General features: G+C 65.4%; 23 protein-coding genes. 9 read left to right on the forward strand and 14 right to left on the reverse strand.

All coding sequences use genetic code 11. The features are described 5' to 3' along the window. Positions 1–8: 8 nt before the first annotated feature. Genes RPR59_RS09155 through RPR59_RS09165 form a run of 3 tightly spaced genes read right to left on the reverse strand, consistent with a single transcriptional unit; the run spans position 9 to position 2,670 of the window. The gene (locus RPR59_RS09155; RefSeq protein WP_313913284.1) at positions 9–1,325 is read right to left on the reverse strand and encodes an SPOR domain-containing protein; all 1,317 of its coding nucleotides are present in this window, start codon (positions 1,323–1,325) and stop codon (positions 9–11) included. 16 nt (positions 1,326–1,341) lie between these two features. Continuing rightward, on the reverse strand, positions 1,342–1,950 hold the full coding sequence (locus RPR59_RS09160; protein WP_313913286.1) for a hypothetical protein: 609 nt from the start codon (positions 1,948–1,950) through the stop codon (positions 1,342–1,344). Between the two features lie 3 nt (positions 1,951–1,953). Further along, entirely contained in the window at positions 1,954–2,670 is a 717-nt protein-coding gene (locus RPR59_RS09165; protein ID WP_313913288.1) for an AAA family ATPase, read from the reverse strand. A 159-nt stretch (positions 2,671–2,829) separates the two neighbouring features. Between RPR59_RS09165 and RPR59_RS09170 the strand changes: the two genes are divergently transcribed. Continuing rightward, positions 2,830–3,819, forward strand: coding sequence for an SPOR domain-containing protein (locus RPR59_RS09170; RefSeq protein WP_313913290.1), 990 nt, complete (start codon positions 2,830–2,832; stop codon positions 3,817–3,819). 7 nt (positions 3,820–3,826) lie between these two features. Here the strand turns inward: RPR59_RS09170 and serB are convergent, their stop codons facing one another. After that, entirely contained in the window at positions 3,827–4,708 is an 882-nt protein-coding gene (gene serB, locus RPR59_RS09175) for a phosphoserine phosphatase SerB (RefSeq protein WP_313913292.1), read from the reverse strand. On the opposite strand from serB, the gene miaA reads away from it, so the two are divergent. From miaA to leuA, 7 genes are all read left to right on the forward strand, one after another. Continuing rightward, on the forward strand, positions 4,707–5,645 hold the full coding sequence (miaA, locus tag RPR59_RS09180) for a tRNA (adenosine(37)-N6)-dimethylallyltransferase MiaA (protein ID WP_313913294.1): 939 nt from the start codon (positions 4,707–4,709) through the stop codon (positions 5,643–5,645). The genes serB and miaA overlap by 2 nt on opposite strands. A gap of 49 nt (positions 5,646–5,694) precedes the next feature. Continuing rightward, the gene (locus RPR59_RS09185; protein ID WP_313913296.1) at positions 5,695–7,464 is read left to right on the forward strand and encodes an acetolactate synthase 3 large subunit; all 1,770 of its coding nucleotides are present in this window, start codon (positions 5,695–5,697) and stop codon (positions 7,462–7,464) included. Between the two features lie 130 nt (positions 7,465–7,594). Next, positions 7,595–8,110, forward strand: a complete 516-nt coding sequence (gene ilvN / locus RPR59_RS09190) for an acetolactate synthase small subunit (RefSeq protein ID WP_313913299.1) — start codon at positions 7,595–7,597, stop codon at positions 8,108–8,110. Positions 8,111–8,222: 112 nt separating this feature from the next. After that, positions 8,223–9,242 carry a ketol-acid reductoisomerase gene (gene ilvC / locus RPR59_RS09195; protein WP_313913301.1) on the forward strand — a complete coding sequence of 340 codons (1,020 nt, stop codon included), beginning with the start codon at positions 8,223–8,225 and terminating at the stop codon, positions 9,240–9,242. 87 nt (positions 9,243–9,329) lie between these two features. Then, positions 9,330–9,950, forward strand: coding sequence for a YceI family protein (locus RPR59_RS09200; protein WP_313913303.1), 621 nt, complete (start codon positions 9,330–9,332; stop codon positions 9,948–9,950). Then, complete coding sequence (locus tag RPR59_RS09205; RefSeq protein WP_313913305.1) at positions 9,947–10,087, forward strand: hypothetical protein; 141 nt, start codon at positions 9,947–9,949, stop codon at positions 10,085–10,087. Before RPR59_RS09200 ends, RPR59_RS09205 begins: the two co-directional genes overlap by 4 nt. Positions 10,088–10,235: 148 nt before the next feature. Beyond that, entirely contained in the window at positions 10,236–11,921 is a 1,686-nt protein-coding gene (gene leuA / locus RPR59_RS09210; RefSeq protein ID WP_313913307.1) for a 2-isopropylmalate synthase, read from the forward strand. 200 nt (positions 11,922–12,121) lie between these two features. Here leuA and RPR59_RS09215 read toward each other — a convergent pair whose 3' ends face one another. Together RPR59_RS09215 and folE are read right to left on the reverse strand one after the other, a co-directional pair. Continuing rightward, complete coding sequence (locus RPR59_RS09215; protein ID WP_313913309.1) at positions 12,122–12,580, reverse strand: hypothetical protein; 459 nt, start codon at positions 12,578–12,580, stop codon at positions 12,122–12,124. 165 nt (positions 12,581–12,745) lie between these two features. Further along, positions 12,746–13,369, reverse strand: coding sequence for a GTP cyclohydrolase I FolE (gene folE / locus RPR59_RS09220; protein ID WP_313913311.1), 624 nt, complete (start codon positions 13,367–13,369; stop codon positions 12,746–12,748). A gap of 292 nt (positions 13,370–13,661) precedes the next feature. Here folE and RPR59_RS09225 point away from each other — a divergent pair, with 292 nt between their 5' ends. After that, on the forward strand, positions 13,662–15,539 hold the full coding sequence (locus RPR59_RS09225; protein WP_313913313.1) for a M61 family metallopeptidase: 1,878 nt from the start codon (positions 13,662–13,664) through the stop codon (positions 15,537–15,539). A gap of 60 nt (positions 15,540–15,599) precedes the next feature. Here RPR59_RS09225 and RPR59_RS09230 read toward each other — a convergent pair whose 3' ends face one another. Genes RPR59_RS09230 through RPR59_RS09265 form a run of 8 tightly spaced genes read right to left on the reverse strand, consistent with a single transcriptional unit; the run spans position 15,600 to position 23,494 of the window. Next, positions 15,600–17,276 carry a GMC oxidoreductase gene (locus tag RPR59_RS09230; protein ID WP_313913316.1) on the reverse strand — a complete coding sequence of 559 codons (1,677 nt, stop codon included), beginning with the start codon at positions 17,274–17,276 and terminating at the stop codon, positions 15,600–15,602. Between the two features lie 20 nt (positions 17,277–17,296). Further along, positions 17,297–18,139 (reverse strand): sugar phosphate isomerase/epimerase family protein, encoded by an 843-nt coding sequence (locus RPR59_RS09235; protein ID WP_313913319.1) that lies wholly within the window; start codon positions 18,137–18,139, stop codon positions 17,297–17,299. Next, complete coding sequence (locus tag RPR59_RS09240) at positions 18,136–18,705, reverse strand: gluconate 2-dehydrogenase subunit 3 family protein (protein WP_313913321.1); 570 nt, start codon at positions 18,703–18,705, stop codon at positions 18,136–18,138. Before RPR59_RS09240 ends, RPR59_RS09235 begins: the two co-directional genes overlap by 4 nt. A 16-nt stretch (positions 18,706–18,721) precedes the next feature. Further along, positions 18,722–19,633 (reverse strand): hydroxypyruvate isomerase family protein, encoded by a 912-nt coding sequence (locus tag RPR59_RS09245; RefSeq protein ID WP_313913323.1) that lies wholly within the window; start codon positions 19,631–19,633, stop codon positions 18,722–18,724. An 18-nt stretch (positions 19,634–19,651) separates the two neighbouring features. After that, the gene (locus tag RPR59_RS09250; RefSeq protein ID WP_313913325.1) at positions 19,652–20,035 is read right to left on the reverse strand and encodes a c-type cytochrome; all 384 of its coding nucleotides are present in this window, start codon (positions 20,033–20,035) and stop codon (positions 19,652–19,654) included. Further along, positions 20,032–21,180 (reverse strand): Gfo/Idh/MocA family protein, encoded by a 1,149-nt coding sequence (locus RPR59_RS09255; RefSeq protein WP_313913327.1) that lies wholly within the window; start codon positions 21,178–21,180, stop codon positions 20,032–20,034. The genes RPR59_RS09250 and RPR59_RS09255 overlap by 4 nt, the downstream gene beginning before the upstream one ends. Further along, the gene (locus RPR59_RS09260) at positions 21,177–22,247 is read right to left on the reverse strand and encodes a sugar phosphate isomerase/epimerase family protein (RefSeq protein WP_313913330.1); all 1,071 of its coding nucleotides are present in this window, start codon (positions 22,245–22,247) and stop codon (positions 21,177–21,179) included. The genes RPR59_RS09255 and RPR59_RS09260 overlap by 4 nt, the downstream gene beginning before the upstream one ends. Next, complete coding sequence (locus RPR59_RS09265; RefSeq protein ID WP_313913332.1) at positions 22,244–23,494, reverse strand: MFS transporter; 1,251 nt, start codon at positions 23,492–23,494, stop codon at positions 22,244–22,246. The genes RPR59_RS09260 and RPR59_RS09265 overlap by 4 nt, the downstream gene beginning before the upstream one ends. Positions 23,495–23,586: the final 92 nt, after the last annotated feature.

The following is a 23,586-nucleotide window of genomic DNA, read 5'->3' on the forward strand; positions in this document are numbered from 1 at the left end:
CGCGTCGGTCAGCGCGAGGCGAGTTGCACATCCTTGCGCACCCACTGCGCCATCTGATCGCCGGCGTCGCCGCGCACGAAGCAGTTGCCGCCATGTGCGCGCACCTGCCGGCAAAGCGAAACGGCATCTCCGCGGGAATAGCCGCCCACGGAAAGACGGTAGAACTGCCGGCCGTCCACGCTCGCGCTCATACCCGAAGGCGTCAGGCTTGCCAGACGCTGGATGCGGTGACGCATGTGCCGCCATTTGTCCTTCGCCACTGCGGCATTCTCATACGCGCCCAGTTGGACGTAGAAGTTGCCGCTGGTCAGGGCTTTCGGCGCGCGCGGCTCGGACGCGGTACGATCCGCCTTCGCCACCGCCTGCGGCGCTGCATGAGGGACGCGCACCGGGATGTCCTGCACGACCTCGCGACGCGCTGCAAAGCGAATCTCCGGCATCGCGGCCGGGGCTGCGGAAGTAGCGACCGGCGCCGGCACGGCGTCGGGCTCCGCTACCGCAATGGACATGTCGTTTTCGACGGCCGGCGATACGGCGACGAAATCGTCGCCGGGCGAGACTACCGACGCCGCCGCGAGTTGCGCGCCGGAATCGTTCAGCGCCAGTTGCACCGGCTGCCCGCTATCGGCGACGGGCTGTACGCCGAGCAGCGATGCCACCTGATCGGAGGCACGCTTCGGCTGCGCGAACTGCGCCCATTGTGTCATCCGCGCGTCGAGCTGGGATGCTGGGACGTCGACGGAGGCGACCGCCTTCGCCGCCGACCACTGCCCCGCCAGCGCCAATGCCAGCGCATAATTCTGGCGCGCACGCGCGCTCGCCGAGGGACCGCGCGCCGCCTGGCTCAATATGCCCAGTGCGCCTTCCGGATCGCCGGCCAGCGCGAGTGCCAGGCCGCGATCGATCGGGTCGATGCGATCGCCATGATCGGTCAGCGTTTCGCGCGCCGCATCCCATTTGCCCTGCGCCGTCTGAGCCAGGACCAGGTTCAGCGCGACGTTGCCATCGCGCGGCGACAGGCTGAGCGCGTCGCCGAGCGCCTGCTCCGCCGACAGAAAGCGGCCGGACGCAAGATAGCTGCGCCCGAGCAAGGCGCGGTAGTTCGCGTTGCGCGGCGCCGCCGCGACGAGCTGCTCGGCATAATGCACCGCATCGGCATTTTTATCGGCCGCCAATGCCTCCCGCGCCTTGCCAGCCATGCTGTCGAGCTGTTCGGACGACGCTGCGGCGCGGGCCAGCGTCGGGTGGGTGCTGGCGCAGCCCACCACCGTGCCGCCAAGGATCAGCGCCGATACACTCAGGCTGAGAATCGTTCGGCTGTTCATGTGTTCCCCCAATGACTCAGCGTCGCTTGTCGGCCGCGACCTGCTGATACAGGCCGTCCACCGCCGGAATGGTGTCGAGAAAGGCGTCGAGCGCCTCGGTGACGAGATTCTGCGCCGATCGACCGCGAATCGCGGCAGCGAGCCGCAGGCGCAGATGCCTGTCGGGATCGAGCCGCAATGTGAAGGCCGCCTTGCCGCGCTTCTTGCGCGTTTCGCGCCGCAACCGCGCCGCCGTGTTCAACGACACCGGCCGCTCGCACTCGGTATCTTCGGTTTCGATCACAACCGCCGCCTGGGTGACGGTTTCGCTCTCGTCCGCCACCTTCAGCGGCTCCCCTGCCCCACGAGCACCATCCGGCTCCGGCGACGAAATGCGGGACCCCAGTTCCTCACGCTGGCGAAGCACCTGCGGCACCTCGGCCGCTGCGGGGTCGGGCATCGGTTTCGGCGAAATCTGCTCGGCGACCGCGGCATCGCCCATGTCGTTCCAGCCGAGATCCTCGAGATTCTCCGTACTCATGCCCACGAAGCCCTGTGGGCGCATCGCCGGCCTGGCCTGACCCTTGCGCGCCAGGAGCGACGATGAAAGCGAGGCGGTACGCTTGGTATTGGCGAACATGTTCATGGCTCAGCTCACCACCCGGCGACCGAAGCCGCTTCCCGCCTGGCGCTGCGGCGCGAAGCCTTGAGTCTGCGGCGGGGCGCGGAAGACCGTGCGGCGGAAATTCCTTTCCAGCCGGTCCGAGACGTAGGTCCACAATTCGACGATTTCGCGAGCCGAACGCGAATTGGCGTCGACCTCCATGACTGTGCGGCCATCGATCATCGACGATGCGAAATCGGTGCGCTGATGCACCGTGACCGGGGCGACCGTTCCGTGCTGCGACAGCGCGACGGCCGCTTCCGACGTGATCCGCGCCTTCGGCGTGGCGGCGTTGACGACGAAGATCAGCGGCTTGCCGGCGCGTTCGCACAGGTCGACCGTGGCGCCGACGGCGCGCAGGTCGTGCGGGCTCGGCCGGGTAGGGATGACGATCAGTTCGGCCACCTGGATGACGCTCTGGATAGCCATGGTTATGGCCGGCGGGGTGTCGATCACCGCCAGGTGAAAGCCCTGCTGGCGCAGAACCTCCAGATCGGCAGACAAGCGCGCAACCGTCGTCTGCGCATAAGCGGGATAGTCCGTTTCGCGCTCGTTCCACCAGTCGGAGAGCGAACCCTGCGGATCGATGTCGATCAGCACGACCGGCCCCTGTCCCGCCAATTGTGCCTGCACGGCCAGGTGGCCGGAAAGCGTGGTCTTGCCGGACCCGCCCTTCTGCGATGCCATTGCGAGAACGCGCATTGGATCCCCTGATCTTTTCCTGTTCCGGTACTGCGATGCCATGGCGGGGGATAAGAAGCGGTTAACGCGACGGGGGATCGTCCGCCGGGCAGGCTCGATTAGCGAAGATGAAAGTTTTGCCGGGCATGGTTAATGTCCGATACCCGAAGGGATGACACGATGCGTACCTCCATCACCCGACAGATCGCGATCGCCGCGGGCATGGCCTGGTTTAGTCTGGCACCGGCCGCGCCCGCGCATGCCGACGTGAAGGACGGCGTGGCGGCGTGGACACGTGGCGACTATACGCAAGCGGTGGCTGAGTGGCGCAAGCCGGCCGAACAGGGCGACGCCGATGCACAGTTCAACCTGGGTCAGGCGTACAAGCTGGGCCGCGGGGTTCCGGTCGATTTCGAACTGGCCGAGCAATGGTATCGCAAGGCGGCGCTGCAGGGGCATGAGCAGGCGGCCGATAATTACGGCCTGGCCTTGTACCAGAACGGCAAACACGCCGCGGCGCTCCCCTGGCTTGAAAAATCTGTCGAGCGCGGCGAGTCCAGGGCCGAATTCGTCCTCGGCACCATGCTTTTCAACGGCGAGGCGGTGCAGAAGGATTGGGCCCTGGCCTATGCGCTCGTATCGCGCGCCGCGGCGGCGGGATTGCCGCAAGCGTCCAGAACGCTCGGCGAGATGGACCAATATATCTCGCTTGAACAGCGCCAACGCGGGACGGAGCTGGCGCGCACCTATGAACGCGCGGCGGAGGGCGATGCGCCCATCCGGATTGCGGATACCATCCATCCGCTGGCGCGCCCCCGGCCTATGACGAAGACGATCGCGGCGTCGGCGGACGCTGCGCCAGCCGCCGACGACCGCGCGCCCGCGCCTTCGCCGGCACCCGAACCGGCGGCGACAAGCCGGCCGGCCTCGCGTCCCACCGGACGCTGGCGGGTTCAACTCGGCGCCTTCGGACAGGCCGGCAACGCCAGATCACTGTGGCGGAAGATCGGCAACCGGGTCGCGTTGTTTTCGAATCGTTCGGCCTTCTACGAAACCGGCGGCGGGCTGACCCGGCTCCAGGTCGGCCCCTTTGCGTCCCGGCGCCAGGCGGAAAACGCCTGCGATCAGGTCAAGGCCGCGGGAAATGCCTGTCTGGTCGTGCGCCCCTGAACGTCGCTCAGTCAGTGATCCAGCGCGCGCGCGGGATTCCTTGCGCATAAAGCAGTGCGCTGAGATCACCGTGATCGATACGCGCACGCGCGGCGGCAGCAACGACCGGTTTGGCGTGATAGGCGACCCCCAGCCCCGCTTTCCCGATCATCGCCAGGTCGTTCGCGCCGTCGCCGACCGCCAGCGCCGCATCCGCCGGAAGATCGAGCCGCGTCAGTTCCTCTTCCAGCGTGCGCTCCTTGGTGGAGGAATCGACGATCGGCTTGCCCACCGCACCGGTCAGCGCGGCGCCGTCGATCAGCAGATCGTTCGCCACCACCCGCTCGAAACCGATCTCCCGTCCCACCGGGCCGGCGAAATGGGTGAAGCCGCCCGAAACCAGCACCGTCATCGCGCCACCCGCCCGCATGGTGCGGACGAGTTGGCGCGCACCGGGGGTTATCATGACGCGCTCCGCCAGGCACTGCTCGATCGCAGTCGCCTCCAGCCCCTTCAGCAGCGCCACCCGCGCATCGAGCGCCTCGGCGAAGTCCAGTTCGCCGCGCATCGCCTGCTCGGTCACCGCCGCGATCTCCGCCTTGATTCCGGCATAATCGGCCAGTTCGTCAATACATTCGACCGTGATCATGGTCGAATCCATGTCCGCGATCAGCAAGCGCTTGCGCCTGCCCTCTGCCGGCTGCACGACCAGGTCGACACCAGCAAAGGCACCTTCCAATGCTGCGCGCGCCCTTTCGCTGCCCATGGCGAAGGGAATGTCGGCGGCCCGTCCGGCGTCGATCCAGCCGCCCTCGCTCGGCGCACATCCGGCATCGGCCAGCCGGTCGCGCGCGGATGAAATATCCCCCGCGGCAAGCATATCCGATGCTATCAGCGTGGCGATGAACATGGCCGACTCCCGTGATTATCCGAAGGTGGCGCTCATTGCAGGGCCAACCGCCAGCGGCAAGTCCGCACTCGCCATGGCGATCGCCGAACGCCATAACGGCATCGTCATCAACGCCGATTCCGCTCAGGTCTATCGCGATCTGCGTGTGCTGTCCGCCCGTCCTTCGGCCGAGCAAGAGGCGCGGGTGCCGCATCGGCTGTTCGGCCATGTGGACGGAGCCGATCCCTATTCCGCCGCGCAATGGGCGGCGGAGGCCAGGCAAGCGGTCACCGAAGCCCAGGCGAGCGGAAAGCTGCCCGTCCTCGTCGGCGGCACCGGCATGTATCTGCGCACATTAATCGAGGGGATAGCGCCGGTGCCGGCAATCGACCCCGGCATCCGCGCCGAAATCCGCGCCGCATCCGTGCAGGAAAATTACGCGGCACTCGACCAGGCCGACCCTGCCGGCGCTCGCCGCCTTGTCCCCACCGACGCCAACCGCATCGCCCGCGCGCTGGAGGTGGTGCGTTCGACCGGCCGCCCGCTCGATGAGTGGCAGCGTCAAAGGACCGGCGGCATCGGCGACAGCGTCACCCTCCTGCCCTTCATCCTTCTGCCCGATCGCGATTGGCTGCGCGAGCGGTGTGATCGCCGCTTCGAAGCCATGCTGGAACGGGGCGCAGTGGCGGAGGCCCTGGCCCTCGACGCCCGCAGCGACATCGCCGCCGACGCCCCGGTGCGGCGTGCCATCGGCGTTCGGGAGATCGTCGAATGGCAATGCGGCACGCTTTCCCGCGGCGACGCCGTTGCCCGCGCACAGGCGGCAACGCGGCAATATGCCAAGCGCCAATATACCTGGTTCCGTCGCCAGCCGCCGCCCTTCTGGCACCGAACCGCAGGGACACAAACGAACGAACTTTTATGTGAGTTTGAAATTAAATATCTTCTGTCCGGTTGACGCGATGTTTTGATGCCGCTAGCTGCCGGCCTCCGATGCGATATTACGCATGTTAGCAGGCAGGAGACAGATCGTGACCGAGAAGAGCGGAGCAGACATTCTGGTCGAGGCGCTGTGCGATCTCGGCGTGGAAGTCGTGTTCGGCTATCCCGGCGGCGCCGTGCTTCCGATCTACGATGCGCTGTTTCGATCGAAACGCATTCGCCACATCCTCGTCCGTCACGAACAGGCGGCGACGCATGCGGCGGAGGGTTACGCCCGCTCGACCGGCAAGCCCGGCGTCGTGCTCGTCACCTCGGGTCCGGGAGCCACCAATGCCGTCACCGGCATCACCGACGCGCTGATGGATTCGATCCCGATGATCGTCATCACCGGACAGGTTCCCACCGCGCTCATCGGCACCGACGCGTTCCAGGAAGCCGACACCGTCGGCATCACGCGACACTGCACCAAGCACAATTATCTCGTGAAGGACCCCGGACGCCTCGGTTCGGTGCTTCACGAAGCTTTCCACATCGCCACCTCGGGCCGCCCCGGTCCGGTCGTCGTCGACATCCCGAAGGACGTCCAGGTCGCCACCGCGCGCTACCAGAAGCCCGGCCCGATCCAGCACAAGACCTATCGCCCGCAGGTGAAGGCCGACAAGCAGGCGATCGAGGCGGCGGTCGACATGATCGCGGCGGCCGAACGTCCGGTCTTCTATACCGGCGGCGGCATCATCAATTCGGGGCCGCAGGCCAGCCAGTTGCTGCGCGAGTTCGCACGCGTCACCGGCGCGCCCGTCACCTCAACGCTGATGGGTCTGGGTGCGCTTCCCGCTTCATCGAAGCAATGGCTGGGCATGCTCGGCATGCACGGCACGTTCGAAGCCAACATGGCGATGAACAAGGCCGACCTGATCGTCGCGCTGGGCGCCCGCTTCGACGACCGGGTAACCGGCCGGCTCGACGCGTTCGCGCCGCATGCCCGCAAAATCCATGTCGACATCGATCGATCGAGCGTGAACAAGAATGTCCGCGTCGATCTGCCCGTCATCGCCGATGTCGGCCATGCGCTCGAAGACATGATCCGTGTCTGGAAGGCGCGCCAGACGCCGAAGCCCGATCTCGCCGAATGGTGGCGGCGGATCGAAGGCTGGCGCGCGGCGCAGTGCCTGGACTTTCCCGAGGACGGCGACGGCATCATGCCGCAACGCGCGATCCGCGCAGTGTATGCCGCCACCGAGGGCCGCGCGCCGATCATTACGACCGAGGTGGGCCAGCATCAGATGTGGGCGGCCCAGCATTTCGGCTTCGAGGCGCCCAATAAATGGCTTACATCCGGTGGCCTCGGCACGATGGGCTATGGCCTGCCCGCCGCGATCGGCGCGCAGCTCGGCAATCCGAATGCGCTGGTCATCGACATCGCCGGCGAAGCCTCGATCCAGATGAACATCCAGGAACTGGCGACCGCGACGCAGTACCGCCTGCCGGTCAAGGTGTTCATCCTGAACAACCAGTATATGGGCATGGTCCGCCAGTGGCAGGAACTGACCTATTCAAGCCGCTATGCAGAGAGCTACTCGGAAAGCCTGCCGGATTTCGTGAAGCTCGCCGAAGCCTATGGCTGGAAGGGTATCCGTATCGAGGGCCGCGACCAGCTCGACGCCGGGATCGCCGACATGCTGGCGCATGACGGGCCGGTGCTGGTCGACTGCGTCGTCGAAAAGCTCGCCAACTGCTTCCCGATGATCCCGTCCGGCGCCGCTCATACCGAGATGATCCTCCAGGCGAACGAGGTCTCGGGTGAGATGGGCGATGAAGCGAAGGCGCTGGTCTGATGCGAAGAGCGACGACGATGCTCCCCTCCCGAAAGCGGGAGGGGTCGAGGGAGGGCTTGTCCCTCCGCCAATCGCGGCGAGGCGCTTTCCCTCGTCTGGCCCCTCCTGCAGGCGGGAGGGGGATTTAGCCATGCACATCAGGGAAGAAGCGATCGAGCGGCACACGCTCGCCGTCATCGTCGACAATGAGCCGGGGATCCTCGCGCGGATCGCCGGCATGTTCACCGCGCGCGGCTACAATATCGAAAGCCTGACGGTGACCGACATTTCGGAGGACGATCTCGTCAGCCGGATCACCATCGTCACATCGGCCAACCGCCACGTCATGGAACAGATCATCGCCCAGCTCGAACGGCTGGTGCCGGTGCACAAGGTCGCCGACCTCACGGTGCTCGGCGAGCATGTCGAGCGCGAGCTGGCGCTGGTGAAGGTCGCCGGCAAGGGCGAACACCGCATCGAGGCGCTGCGCCTGGCCGATGTGTACCGCGCCCGCGTGGTCGATGCGACGATAGGGAGCTTCGTCTTCGAAGTGACCGGCGGCAGCGAGAAGATCGACAAGTTCGTCGAATTGATGCGCGAAGTCGGCCTCGTCGAAGTCGCGCGCACCGGCATCGTCGCCATTTCCCGCGGGAAAGAGGCGGCGTAGGCATTCCCGCAACAACCACAGTGCTCTCGCGAAGGCGGGAGCGCAGCCCTGCAAAAACTCTGGGTCCCCGCCCTCGCGGGGACACACAAAACCGAAAGGGACGAATACAATCATGCGTGTCTATTACGATCGCGATGCCGACCTGAACCTGGTCACGGGTAAAAAAATCGCCATTGTCGGCTATGGCAGTCAGGGTCACGCCCACGCCCTCAACCTGCGCGATTCCGGTGTCGATAACGTGGTGATCGCACTGCGCGAGGGGTCGGCCAGCGCGAAGAAGGCCGAGGAGGCGGGCTTCAAGGTCATGTCCGTGCCCGACGCCGCCGAATGGGCCGACCTCATCATGATGCTGGCGCCCGACGAGCATCAGGCCGCGATCTGGGAAGGCGGTATCAAGGGCCGGATGAAGCCCGGTTCGGCAATCGCCTTCGCCCACGGTCTGAACGTCCATTTCGGGCTGATCGAGCCGAGCGACGAAGTCGACATCATCATGGTCGCGCCCAAGGGCCCTGGCCATACTGTGCGCAGCGAATATGTCCGCGGCGGCGGCGTGCCCTGCCTGATGGCGGTCGAACACGATGCGAGCGGCAACGCACATGATATCTGCCTGGCCTATGCCTCGGCGATCGGCGGCGGGCGCTCGGGCATCATCGAAACCAATTTCCGCGAAGAGTGCGAAACCGACCTGTTCGGCGAACAGGCGGTGCTGTGCGGCGGCCTGACCCACCTGATCCAGGCCGGTTTCGAGACGCTGGTGGAAGCCGGCTACGCCCCTGAAATGGCGTATTTCGAGTGCCTGCACGAGGTGAAGCTGATCGTCGACCTGATGTATGAAGGCGGCATCGCCAACATGCGCTACTCGATCTCGAACACCGCCGAATATGGCGACGTCACTACCGGTCCGCGCATCATCACCGACGAAACCAAGGCGGAGATGAAGCGCGTGCTCGCCGACATTCAGGGCGGGCGCTTCGTCCGGAATTTCGTGCTCGACAACCGCGCCGGCCAGCCCGAACTCAAGGCATCGCGCAAGGCGGCGGCAGCGCATCCGATTGAAAAGATCGGCAGCGAGCTGCGCGCGATGATGCCGTGGATCGGCGCCAACAAGCTGGTCGACAAGGACAGGAACTGAACCGCAGCGTTTCCGCAAAAGCAGTTTGACAGCCGGGCGGGAGCGGACCACCCTTCCGCCCGGTTCTCAATTTGGGGAGACACTCCGATGCGCCGTGCCGTTCTCGCCCTTGCCCTCACCCTCACCGCTGCCGTTCCGCTCGCCGCCCAGCAGATGCCTTCCGAGGCGCCCGGCAAGCCCGACGCCGCCCGCGTCACAGCCGGCACCTACACGGTTGATCCGGCCCATACGCAGGTCCTGTTCACCGTCAATCATCTCGGATTCAGCCAGTATACCGGACAGTTCACCGACCCCAGCGGAACGCTGACGCTCGATCCGGCGAACCCGGAAGCCGCGAAGGTGATGGTCACATTCCCCATCGACAAGGTATCGACCACCGCGAAAGCGCTCGACGAGCACCTGATGAAAGCGGACTTTTTCGACGCCGAGAAATATCCCGAGGGCAAGTTCGTTTCGACCCATGTCGACGCCAGCGGACGGACGGCGACGATCACCGGCGATCTGACGCTGCGCGGCGTGACGAAACCCGTCGTGCTAAAGGCGGAATTCATCGGCGCCGGCCCAGGGATGATGGGCGAGCACAAGACCAATATCGGCTTCCGCGCGACGACGCAGATCAAGCGGAGCGATTTCGGCATCGATTACGGCATCCCGCTGGTATCGGACCGCGTCGACCTCGTCATCAACGCCGCTTTCGAGAAGCAATGACCGACGGCGCCGGCGGCGCCGGCGGCGCCGGCGGCGCCGAGGATGTGCGTCGAAACCGGGTGTCTGCGAACAATTTCGCCGTCTTTTGCGCAGCGGGCTGGACAATTCCGATCGCCTTTGCCATTGAGCGCGCATGATGATTGCGCCGAAGCGGTTCGCACTACGACTTATCCGCCCTTAGGACGGGTGCGTCGTCGCGCCCCCGCCCTAAGGGAGAGCGCCGACCGACCTTGACGGCTTCCGGCGAGCGACGTCGCCGCGCCAACCGTTTCGAGAGACATCATCATGCTTCACGACCCTTCGGTAAAATACAGGCCTTTTCCGCAGGTGGACCTGCCCGACCGGGAATGGCCCAGCCGCACGATCACCGCACCGCCGCGCTGGCTTTCGACCGATATGCGCGACGGCAATCAGGCGTTGATCGACCCGATGAACGCCGAGAAGAAGAACCGCTTCTTCGACCTGCTGGTCGAAATCGGCGTGAAGGAGATCGAGGTCGGATTTCCCTCGGCCGGAGCGACCGAATTCGACTTCATCTCCGGCCTCGTGCAGTCCGATCGCATTCCCGACGACGTGCTGGTCCAGGTCCTTACCCAATCGCGCCGCGACCTGATCGAAAGGAGCTTCGAATCCCTGCGCGGCGCGCGGGCGGCGATCGTCCATCTCTACAACGCGGTGTCGCCGGCCTGGCGCCGCATCGTGTTCGACATGAGCCGCGACGAGGTACGCGAGATCGCGGTGTCGGGCGCGAAGATCCTGCGCGACGAAGCGGCCCGACAGCCCGATACCGACTGGCATTTCGAATACAGCCCGGAAACCTTTTCGACCGCCGAGCTGGATTTCTCGGTCGAGGTCTGCGCCGCCGTGATGGAGATATTGCGCCCGACGCCGGAACGCCCGCTGATTCTCAACCTGCCGGCAACCGTCGAAGCCGCGACACCCAACATCTATGCCGACCAGATCGAATGGTTCTGCCGCAACGTGCCCAACCGGGACAGTGTCGTCATCAGCCTGCATACGCACAATGATCGTGGCACGGGCGTCGCGGCATCCGAACTCGGCCTGCTGGCCGGCGCGGATCGCGTCGAGGGCTGCCTCTTCGGCAATGGCGAGCGCACCGGCAATGTCGATCTCGTGACACTTGCCCTGAACATGTACACGCAAGGCATTGATCCCGGACTTGATTTCTCGGACATCGACCGTGTCATCGGCACCGTCGAATATTGCAACCAACTGCCGGTACACCCGCGCCATCCTTATGCCGGCGACCTCGTCTTCACCGCCTTTTCCGGCAGCCATCAGGACGCGATCAAGAAGGGGTTCGCGGCGCAGGAGAGCCGCAACGACGAACAGTGGGATGTGCCCTATCTGCCCATCGATCCCGCCGATCTCGGCCGCAATTACGAGGCGGTGATCCGCGTCAACTCACAGTCCGGCAAGGGCGGCGTCGCCTGGGTGCTGCAGCAGGACAAGGGGCTGAAACTGCCCAAGCGGCTGCAAGCGGATTTCAGCCGTCACGTGCAGCAACTGGCGGATACCAGCAGCCGCGAACTCGACGCCGCCGATATCTGGCAGGCATTCGCCAAGGCCTATCGCCTGGAAGGCAACCAGCCCATCGAACTGGTCGACTGGGACGAACGGCGTTCCGCGTCGGGCGAGCGCATCTTCACCGGAACTGTCGATGTCGCGGGCGAAAGTCTGCGTCTCAGCGGACGCGGCAACGGCCTGATCTCATCCGTGCTGGGTGCGCTCAGGGAGGCACAGGGAATCCAACTCGACGTGCAGAGCTATTCCGAACACGCGATCGGCCACGGATCCGACGCACGCGCCGCTGCCTATGTCGAGTGCACCGATCCGCGCGGCGTGACGCATTGGGGAGTGGGCATCGACGAGGATATTGCGACGGCGAGCGTCCGTGCCGTGCTGTCGGCGGCCAACTGCGCCGCCGGCCACGATCTCCGCGTGCCGTAACGGCGACGGCGCATCAGCGCCGGTGCCGCACTACCGCCCCATTTCGCCCCGAGCTTGTCGAAGAATCCTATTCCTTTTCCGGGCCGACACAAGAAAGCTGCGCTTCGACAAGCTCGGCACGAACGGAGAGCAAGCGCCCGGAATAAGGCGGGAACTGAGCGAAGACGGTCAGAGCGACTGTCGCCCGCCTGAGGGGTTGTTTATGCGCCGCACTGCCATTCGCCCTGATAGGTGCGTTCCGCCCTGTCACCGATGGCCACACGCATGCTCGCCGGCCACCCGCGCGTATCAATGCCGATCAGGCGTCCGGCGCCTTCGCTGCGGGTCACGATCACCAGCGCCTCCTCCCCTTCCAGAATCGGACCGCGGGTCACATATTCCTCGCCGGCCTTGCGCGCGGTGAGCTTGCGGAAGTCGTCGTCGATCTTCACGGCCCCCTCGGCATCGTTGGTGACGATCGCCAGCGTGGCATCCGGCTGTTCGGCGTGGAAACTGCATCCCGGGCCGAGCAGGCCGAGGCTTTCGATATCGTTATAGACGATCGGCTGGAGCCGGTCAGCCGATGCTTCTCCGGCGGCCTGGGCGCTGTTCGTCGGCGCCAGCACATTGGCCGCTGATTCGTTTTCCGGCAGGATCGGCTCCCGCATCAAATTGGTCATCATCATCGGCTCGGCGGAATCCGCCGCGTTTTGCGCGGCGGAAAGGTCATTGTCCGCCGGCTGCGGCTCGGATTGCGAGCAGGCCGCAAGCATCAGGGCCGCAAGCAGGGGCGCAGCATGTTTCATGGTCTGTGAACGTCGACTGCGTTTCATTCGTTCCTGTACCTATTCGAATCCCATCAGCGCGAGCACTTCCTTCCGGCTCCGCTGATCCTCACGAAATACCCCCATCATGCGGCTGGTCGTCATGGTGACGCCCGGCGTCCGCACCCCGCGCGCGGTCATGCAAGCATGGGTCGCCTCCACCACCACTGCCACGCCGCGCGGTTTCAGATGCTCCCAGATGCAGTCCGCGACCTGTGCGGTCAGGCGTTCCTGCACCTGCAGGCGGCGGGCATAAGCGTGCAGCACGCGCGCCAGCTTGGAAATGCCGACCACCCAACTGTCCGGCAGGTACGCGATATGCGCCTTGCCGATGATGGGCGCCATGTGGTGCTCGCAATGCGACTGGAACGGGATGTCCTTCAGCAGCACGATTTCGTCATAGCCACCGACTTCCTCGAACACGCGCGAGAGATGATGGGCCGGATCCTCGGCATATCCCTGGCAATATTCCTTCCACGCGCGCGCCACCCGCTTCGGCGTGTCGACCAGCCCTTCCCGCTCGGGATCGTCGCCCGCCCAGCGCAACAATGTTTTTACCGCGTCTTCCACCTCCGGCGGAACCGCTATCTTCTTCTGCTCCGATACGGTGTCGCCGTCGTCGGGGCTGACCTCATGCGCTGCCATGAGCAACTATTCTCCCGTTTCGAAAAGGCGCCGGCGCTGCGGAATGCGGTCCGCACCGATGGGGACGACACACCGCGATATCCTCCTATGGCGACATCGTCGCCCCGGCGCAACGCCAGTCCCAGCGGCTGCGGGACGGATCTCAGGCTTTAGAGTTGGTCGGAAGAGTTGGTTGGAGATCGTTCGCGGGACCAGCGCTTCGCGGACGATCGCTCCGCGACTGGACCCGCCGGGACCGGGTCGCCTATGAAGGGCGTGCCGCGCATGTGACGGCGGTGCGAGCGGGGGACCGATGAAGATTTCCTATCACCTTGCGGTGCTTCTGGCGGCGACGGCCATGCCGGCACATGCGCGCGCGGCAGCGACAATCGGCACGACGGATGCCGCGGTGCGGTACGATGTACGCTTTCCTCATCCCGAACATCACGAAGCGCGGATCAGCGTCACCTATCGCGATCTCGCCGATGGGCCGGTCACCTTTCGCATGGCGCGCTCGTCGCCCGGCCGCTACGCGCTCCACGAATTCGCCAAGAACGTCTATTCGGTTTCGGCCGTGGACGGTGCGGGCAAAGCCCTGCCCGTGCTGCGGGACAATCCCTATGGCTGGCGCGTCGTCGGCCATGACGGCACGGTGACGCTCACCTATACCCTGTACGGCGATCGCGGCGACGGCACCTATGCACAGATCGATCCCACCCACGCCCATCTGAACATGCCCGCGACGTTCATGTGGGCGACCGGCTATGACGACCGCCCGATCCGCGTTACCTTCCACCCGGCCGATCCCGATTGGAAGATCGCGACCCAGCTTCCGCCGTTACCGAGTGCGAAGAACAGCTTCCGCGCGCCGAACCTGCAATATTTCATGGACAGCCCGACCGAACTGTCCGATTTCCAACTGCGAAGCTGGAAGGTTCGGGGCCAGGGTCGCGACTACACCATCCGCCTGGCCGTCCACAGCGAAGACGATGCAGCCACCGTCGACGCCTTCGCGAAGAAGGTGCGCAAGGTAATCGCGCAACATTTCAAGCTGTTCGGTGGCCCGCCGGACTATGATTTCGGCACCTATACCTTCATCGCCGACTATATGCCGCAGATCAGCGGCGACGGCATGGAGCATCGCAACTCCACGATGATCAGCCAGCCGCGATCGCTGCGGGCGGCGGATTTCGCGCAGATCGACACGCTCAGCCACGAATTCACCCATGCCTGGAATGTCGAGCGTCTGCGACCGGCAGGATTGGAGCCATTCGACTTTACCCGTGCCAATCCGACGCCTTCGTTGTGGTTCGCCGAAGGGTTCACGCAATATTACGGACCGCTGCTGATCCGGCGCGCGGGTGAACGATCCGTCGATGACTATCTCGAGACGCTGGGCAGCACCCTCAGCTATGTCGTGAACGCGCCGGGGCGGCTCTACGGCTCGCCACAGGAGATGAGCCTGCGCGCGCCCTTCGTCGATGCCGCGACCGCCATCGACCCGGTGAACGGGAATATCTTCACCTCCTATTATCCCTATGGCGCGGTGGTCGCACTCGCACTCGATCTGACACTCCGGCAGCGTTACGATCTGACGCTCGACGACTATATGCGGCACATGTGGCGCAGGAACGGCAGGGCACAGAACGATTATGCCCCCGTCAGTCCCTATTCTCCGGAGGATCTGCAGGCCGGCCTGGCGGAACTGACGGACGATCCCGCATTCGCGGCCCGATTCTTCGACCGCTCTGTTCGCAACAGCGCGCTGCCGGATTTTGCACCATTGCTGGCGCAAGCGGGCCTTACGCTGCGTCGCCGGAATCCCGACAAGGGCTGGCTGGGCGCCGACCGCCTCGCCGAATCCGACGGTATCGTCAGGCTGGACGCAATTCCTGCGCCGAAAAGTCCGCTCTATGAAGCCGGGCTCGACCGGGGCGACGCGATCATCAGCATCGACGGCCAATCCATCGACAGCGTCGAAACATGGGATCGGACGTTGGCGAACGTCCGTCCCGGCGCTTCCATTCATGTCGTCTATAGCAACCGATCGGGCCGGCATTCGGCCGATCTTACGGCGATGCCCGACCCGACCCTGACGATCGTGCGCAATGAAATGACCGGCAAGCCGCTCAGCACGAAACAGCTCGCATTCCGCACCGCCTGGCTCGGCCCCACGACCGACGATCGCTGACCCGGCGCCAGGCATTGTCCGGGCGCTTGCCGCCGCGCGATCAGACGCGCACCGGCCCGGCTATGCCCGCTTCATCTGCGTGACGGCGTGATCGACGGCACGCGCGGTCAACGCCATGAAGGTAAGCGATGGATTGACGCAAGAGGTCGAGGCCATCTGCGCACCATCGGTTACATAGAGGTTGGAGGCGGCGTGCGCCTGGTTCCAGCGGTTCAGCACCGAAGCGCGCGGGTCGGCGCCCATGCGCGCGCCGCCCATTTCGTGGATCGCATCGCCGGGGACGTGCTCGCCCTCCCAGCTCGTGACATTGGCAAGCCCGGCGCCCTTCAGCATCGCCTCGCCCTGTTCGCGCGCGTCGGCCATCATCTTCAGTTCGTTATCGCGGAAGCGCACGTCGAAGCGCATCAGCGGTACGCCGAAACGGTCGACCTTGTTCGGATGCAACGAAACATGGTTATCCCGGTACGGCAGACATTCGCCGAACGCACCCATGCCGAACTTCCACGATGCATATCGCCGCATCCCGTGCTTCATCGCCGCACCGAATCCCTCTGGCGCCGCGGGAGGCCGATAGGCGCTGCCCTGATAGCCGTAGCCGCGCTTGAACCCGACATCCTCTCCCTCGCCGATATTGCGGAAGCGCGGGATATAGACGCCGCCGGGGCGCCGGCCATATTCGATATAGTCGGTCATGCCCGGAATCTCGCCCTCCATCCCGACGCGGAAGATATGGTCCATGACATACCGGCCCAGCGTCCCGCTCTCGTCGAAATGGCTCCGCTCGCTGCCCGGCGCGCGTGAATTCATCAAAATCTGCGTCGATGCCATCGCCGAAGCGCACAGGAAGACGAGATCGGCGCGCACCGTCTGCGCCTCGCCGGTCTTGGCGTCGATATAGCGCACGCCGGTGACGCGCCTGGCCGCCGGATCATATTCAAGATTGGTGACGACCGCATCGGACTGGAGCGTCAGCCGCCCCGTCGCGCGCGCCGCGGGCAAGGTCACCGCCTGCGTCGAGAAATAGGCGCCGAACGAGCAGCCGTTGCCGCACTGGTTACGGAACTGACACTTGGTGCGGCCCTGATCGAGCTTGTCCTCGGTCATGTTCGACAGGCGCGTGTGGATCAGCTTGCGCCCCGGAAACTTGGTCTCGAGCCGCTGCTTGAACCATTTCTCCGCGATGTTCATCGGCATCGGCGGCTGGAATTCGCTGTCGGGCAGATACGGCAAATTCTCGCGCGAGCCCGAAACGCCGGCGAATTTCTCGACATAGCTGTACCACGGCGCAACATCGTCATAGCCGATCGGCCATTCGCCATCGATTCCGTCGCGCTTGTTCGCCTCGAAATCCGCGGGCGCCCAGCGGAAGCTCCAGCGCCCCCAGATCAGCGATTTGCCGCCCACCGCGCCGGGGCGGATCCAATAGAATTTGCTGCCCTCGTCAAAGGCATAGGGGTTGAGCCGGTCGTCATTGTAGAAGCGCTGGTTGCTGGGCGCGACATAGCCATGGGTCGCGATGAAGTAATCGCTCTCGATCAGCGGCTTGGGCATGATGTTGCGCGCCGGCACCTCATAGGCCGGCTTGCCGTCATAGGCATAGTCGGTCCCATGTTCGACCATCACGCCGCGGTCGAGCATCAGCACGCGCAACCCTTTTTCGGTCAGTTCCTTTGCTGCCCAGCCGCCGCTCACGCCCGAGCCGATGACGATTGCGTCGAACCTGTTGGTCGAAGCCATATGTTCCCTCCGGGTGATCGTTAGAAGCGCAGCGCGCGCAGCGTCTCGAAGCTGGTGGTGATGTCGGGAAGGTAGGGCGCGGGCGCCTCGTCATTCTCGACGTAGAAATGCCGGACGCCCGCGCTCGCCTTGCGCCTGAACAGCGCGGCGAAGTCGATGGTGCCCTCGCCCACCGCCGTCATGCTCCCGTCGGGGCGCATGTCCTTGACGTGATAGGCGTAGATGCGGTTGCCCAGCCGGTCGATCAGCGCGGCGAGATCCTCCCCGGCATGCGCGGCCCAATAAAGATCGAGTTCGCAGCGCACCAGCGCAGGATCGGTCTCGGCGAGGAACCGGTCGTAGAGGCTTACGCCGCCGGGCTTGGTGACGAATTCGAAATCGTGGTTATGATAGGCGAAATCGAGGCCCGCTTTCTTGAGGTCCGCGGCGAAGCGGCTGAAATTGGGCAGCACCGCCTTCCATCCCGCTTCGGTGCGATGCTCGTCCGCCATATAGGGCAGCACCACCGTGGTCGCGCCGAGTGTCTTCGCCATGGCGACCGACGTATCGAAATCCTCGAGCAGCGCGTCATAGCCGATATGCGCCGAAGGCGAGCGCAGGCCGAGCCGGTCCATCGTTTCGCGCAGCATCGTGGCGTCCATCGCCTCGTAATTGCCGCCGCCGAACTCGATCTCGCGATAGCCGATGCGGGCGATCTTCTCGAGCGTGCCGACCGGATCTTTCTGGAATATCTCGCGCACGGTATAGAGCTGGATACCGACCGCCGTGATCTGTGCGGCGAAGGCCGGCGGGATGAGGCGATGGGCGAAGGCGAAGGCGGCGGCGCTCCCGGCGCCCCCGAACAGAGTGCGCCGGCTGATCATGAGCTGTAGACCTTGTTTACCTTGGAATAGGGGAACGCGCCGTCATACTTGCCGGGAACGGGCAGATATTCGCGCTCCTGCGTGATCCCGATCTCCGACGTGTAGTAACCGGTGACGACGAGTTGGCGAAACGCCTCGAAGAAATCCTCGCCGCCCGGAAGCTGGTCGTTCATCGCCAGCGTCAGCAGCGCATCCTGCTGCTCGGGCGTCGCCTGCGCGGCGGAGACGCGATAGTCCTTCAGGCTGCGCGCCTCGATCGCCTGAAGCCCCGCCAGGATCGGCACCCGGTCGTCGGGCTCGGCCCAATCGGCGAGCATCTTCTCGATGAAGGCCGGCACCTCGGCGGCGACAGCGCCGGGGGTGTCGGTGGTAGGGATCACCCGCTCGCTGAGCGCGCTCACCAGCGCACGCTGGCTTGGGGTGAACACGGCGATACTCGGCGGTCCCTCGCTGATCACCGGGATACGCGATGCCTTCGCGGCGCCGGCGGCGCGCGCGATCGGCGCGAACAGCCCCGCGCCGAACATGCTCACCACCCCGGCGAGCGCGGTCCTACGATCGATCATGTGATCCCTTCTCCCTTCATTGCGCGTCGATCGCACGATAGGCGGCGATCAGTCGATCCTCGCCCGCGCGGCCTTCGGCCGAATTTCCGTGTTCCATGCCGATGACGCCGCCGTAGCGCCGATCGCGCAGCCATTTGCAGATGTTGGCGAAGTTGATCTCGCCGGTGCCCGGCTCGTTACGGCCCGGATTGTCGCCGAACTGAATGTAGCCGATCTCGCTCCAGCAGGTGTCGAGCGTCGGGATCAGATTCCCCGACTGGACCTGCTCATGGTAGAGATCGGCGAGGATCTTCACGCCCGGGCTGTTCGCCCCGCGCGCTACCGCGAACCCATGCGCGATGCTGCGCATAAAGATGCCCGGATGATTGGTGCGCGTGTTGAGCGGCTCCATCACCATCGCCAGCCCGTGCGGCGCGACGATGTCGCCCGCGCGGCGCATCACGTCGATCACCCGCGCGGTCTGGATATCGACAGGCACCTTCTTGTCGAGAAAGCCGGTGACGACCGTCATGTGCTTGGCGCCCAAGCGCCTGGCGACATCCACCGCGCTGCGCACATCCGCCAGGAACGCCTCGCGCTCCTCGCCGTCGGTAGCGCCCAGGATCGGGCGGGATTCGCCCCATCTGGGCATACTCGCGACAAACACCCCCATCGTCATCCCGCGATCGGCGAGCGCCTTCGCCATCTGCGTCTGTTCGGCGACGGAGCGGCTGCGCGCCTCGTTATCCTCCCAGGCGGTGAACCCCTGGTCGGCGGCGAAGGCGATCTGCTCGATCAGCCCGCCGCGGCTGGCGAAGCTGCCCTCGTGCGGTGCGAAGCCGAGCGAAAAGCGCGCGGCGTTCGAGGGTCGCGCCGCCGCGCTCCCCAGCCCGGCGGCAAGCGGGGCTGCCGCACCCGCGGCAATCAGCGTTCGGCGTGTAATCGTCATCCCCGCCCCTCTTCGCGCTCAGCTTTGCGCCTTCAGATATTTGATGATCGCCGCGCGCTTCGCGGGATCGGTCATGCCGATCGGCATCCGGGTGCCCGGCACCTTCTTGCCCGGCGCGGCGAGGAACTCGTCGAGCGTCGCCGCATCCCAGGTCAGGCCAGATTGCTTCATCGCGGACGAATAGTTGAAGCCGGATACCGACGCGGCATCCCTGCCGACAACGCCGTGCAGATTGGGTCCGACGCCGTTTCTGCCGCCGGCTTCGACGGTGTGGCATGCCTTGCACGCAGCGAAAGCGGCGGGCGCGGCCGACGGCGCGGTGCGCGCAGCGGTGGGCGCGCAGGAGACGAAAAGCGCCGCGGCAGCGGCCGTCCCGGTTCCCAGGCACACGAGAAGCTTCATTCATTCTCTCCCGGTTCGAGTGGTGTCCATTTCCGGTCGGAGACGGCGTTTGCGACAACCGCCTCGACGAATTTCATCGTGCGAAGGCCGTCGGTTAGGCCTGGCACATACGCGCCATCTTCATCCCGGATCACAGCCGCAAACCCGCGGTAAAGGTTCGCGAACGCCTCGATATACCCTTCCGGATGACCCGCCGGTACGCGCAGCAGCCGCATCGTCGCATCATCCAAGCCAGGGCCGCCGGCGCGCACGATCTCGGCCGGGCGGTCGAGCCAGCGCAGTGTCAGCGTATTCGGTTCCATCTGCGCCCATTCGAGGCCGCCGCGTTCGCCATGGATGCGCAGCTTGAGGCCGTTCTCCTCGCCCGCCGCGACCTGACTGGCCTTGAGCGTGCCCCGCGCCCCGCCGTCGAACCGCAACAATGCGCTGACATCGTCGTCGAGCCGCCGTCCGGGCACATGGATCGCGAGATCGGCGCAGAGTGCCTCGGCGTGCAGCCCGGAAACGTGTTCGGCGAGTTGGAAAGCATGCGTGCCGATGTCGCCGAGACACCCGCCCAGGCCGGCGCGCGCCGGATCGGTGCGCCATTCGGCCTGCTTGTTACCGTCCCGGTCGATCGGCGCGCTCAGCCAGCCTTGCAGATATTCGACCTGCACCAGCCGGATCGCGCCGAAATCGCCGCGCGCGACGCGCAGGCGCGCCTCCTCGATCAGCGGATAGCCGCTATAGGTGAAGGCAAGCGCGAAGCGCCGCCCGCTGGCCTCGGCTGCCGCCGCGATCGCCTGCGCCTCCGCGACGCTCATCGCCATCGGCTTTTCGCAGAACACGTGGATGCCCGCCTCCATCGCCGCGATCGCCATCGGCGCGTGAAGATGGTTCGGTGTGACGATCGCCAGCGCGTCGATACGATCGCCTTCGGGCAGCGCGCGCTCGCCCTCAATCAACGCCTCGATCGACGGATAGACGCGCGTGGAGTCGAGCCCGAGCTGCTCGCCTGTTCGCTCATTGCGCCCGGCATCGGTGCTGAACGCGCCGGCGGTCAGCCGCCAATCGCCGTCGAGCGCGGCAGCCATGCGGTGAACCGCACCGATGAACGCACCCTCGCCGCCACCCACCATGCCGAGCCGGAGAGGGTGACGGTTCATTCGCTCGTCCCCTGCACCGGGAGGCCGAGCAGCTTGCGGATCGCACCACGATCCGCGCCGCTCGCGGCGAAATCGTCGAAGGCGTGGTCGGTCACGCGGACCATATGGTCGCGGATGAAGGGGGCGCCCTCGCGCGCGCCGTCCTCGGCGCGTTTCAGCGCGCATTCCCACTCGACCACGGCCCAGCCGTCATAGCCATATTGCGCCAGCTTGCTGAAGATCGCCCCGAACTCCACCTGCCCGTCACCCGGCGAGCGGAAGCGCCCGGCGCGGTCGATCCAGCTTTCATAGCCGCCATAAACGCCTGTGCGGCCGCTCGGGTTGAACTCGGCGTCCTTGACATGGAAGCACGAAATCCGGTCGTGATAGCGGTCGATGAAGTCGACATAATCGAGCTGTTGCAGCACGAAGTGCGACGGATCGAACAGGATGCGCGCCCGCGAATGATGATCGACGGCGGCAAGGAACCGCTCCCAGGTCGCGCCGTCGTGCAGATCTTCGCCGGGATGGATTTCGAACGCGCAATCGACTCCCGCCGCTTCGAACGCGTCAAGGATCGGCGTCCAGCGCCGCGCCAGCTCGGCAAAGGCTTCCTCGACCAATCCCGCAGGCCGCTGTGGCCAGGGATAGACATAGGGCCATGCCAGCGCGCCCGAGAAGGTGGCGTGCGCCGACAGTCCCAGATTGGCGCTCGCCTTGGCCGCAAGCGTGACCTGTTCGACCGCCCATGCCTGCCGCTCGGCGGGCTTGCCGTGGAGCGCCGCGGGCGCGAAGCCGTCGAACAGCGAGCCATAGGCCGGATGCACCGCGACGAGTTGCCCCTGCAGATGCGTCGACAATTCCGTCGGCTCGACCCCGAACCCGGCCAGGCGTCCGCGCAAATCGTCGCAATAGCCCTTGCTCGCCGCCGCCTGCTCAAGGTCGATCAGCCGCGGATCACAGGGAATCTGCACGCCGACATAGCCCAGCCCCGCCGCCCATTCGGCGAGGTGGTCGAGCGTGTCGAACGGCGCCGTGTCACCCAGGAACTGCGCCAGGAATACGGCCGGCCCCTTCATGTCGCTCACGTCCGCGCCTCCATCCTGCTGTTGTCGCGGAAGGTAAGCTGGAACAGGATCGCGATGGCCGCCGCCGCGATCGCGGGATACCACCACATTTGCTGCCAATCCGCGATCGACGCCACCTCCGGCATCTGTGCGTAGAGCAGCGCACCGACCTGCGCGCCGAGCAGCATCCCCACGCCATAGGTGAACAGCGTCAGCATTCCCTGCGCTTGCGCATTGACGCCCTTCGGATTTGCGATCGTACCGGTGTAGATCGCGCCCGCGACGAAGAAGAAGTCGTAGCAAACGCCGTGCAGCGCGACGCCGAGATAGATCGCCCAGAGCGAGTCCCCGCCGTCACCGATCGCGAACAGGGCATAGCGCGCGGCCCAGGCGACCATGCCGACGAGCAGCAGCGGCTTCACCCCGAAACGGCGGTAGAGCCACGGCATCGAAAACATGAAGGCCAGCTCGGACATCTGGCCGATCGCCAGCGTGCCGCCGACATTCTCGACCCCCGCCGCGCCGACATAGGCCGAGGCATAGGCGTAATACATCGCAAGCGGAATCGAGATCAGCGTCGCGCAGACGATGAAGATCAGGAACGAGCGTTGCCGCATGAGGGCGAATGCCTCGACACACAGCACCTGCCGGATCACGCCCTCGTCGCGAGGCGCGTCGGCTTCCACGTTGGGCAACGTAAAACCGTAGAGCCCAAGCGCGACCGACACGATGGCGGCGACCACGAATATCTGGGGGCTGGCGGAAAGCCCCGCCCAGCCGATGATGAGGCCGGAGGCGATCCAGCCCAGCGTGCCGAACGCGCGCACGAACGGGAACCGGTCGACCCGCTCGCCGAAGCTCTTGAGCGCGATGGTGTTGGCGAGGCCGACGGTGGGCATGTAGAGGATCATGTAGCCGAGCAGCAGCCAGACGAACGCGTCGCCATGTTCGGGCGTGACCAGCGACGGCAGCACGAACAGGATCGCGCCGCCCACCAGGTGCAGCACCACCATCAGCATCTTCGGCGTCAGATAGCGCGTCGCCGCCATGCCGAGCAGGAACGAGCCCGCGATCGACGCGATCGGGCCCACCGAGAACGCATTGCCGATCAGATTGCCTATCCCGACGGTCTGCATCACCAGACCGAGCGTGACGTTCCACGCGCCCCAGACGAAGAACTGCATGAACATGAGCGCGCTGAGGCGGCCCGTCAGCATTTCGGATGCCGGACGCTCCGCCCCTGTCAACGTCCCTTCAGCAGCGACCATGCGCCTGCCCTCCCCTATGCGCAGCTTTGCTGCTCTCGGACGCGAGCCTATGCAGCGACGTTGTCGATGTAAAGGATTACATCGGTGCCTCT

Source organism: Stakelama saccharophila, from assembly GCF_032229225.1.
In the GTDB taxonomy this organism is placed as follows: domain Bacteria; phylum Pseudomonadota; class Alphaproteobacteria; order Sphingomonadales; family Sphingomonadaceae; genus Sphingomonas; species Sphingomonas saccharophila.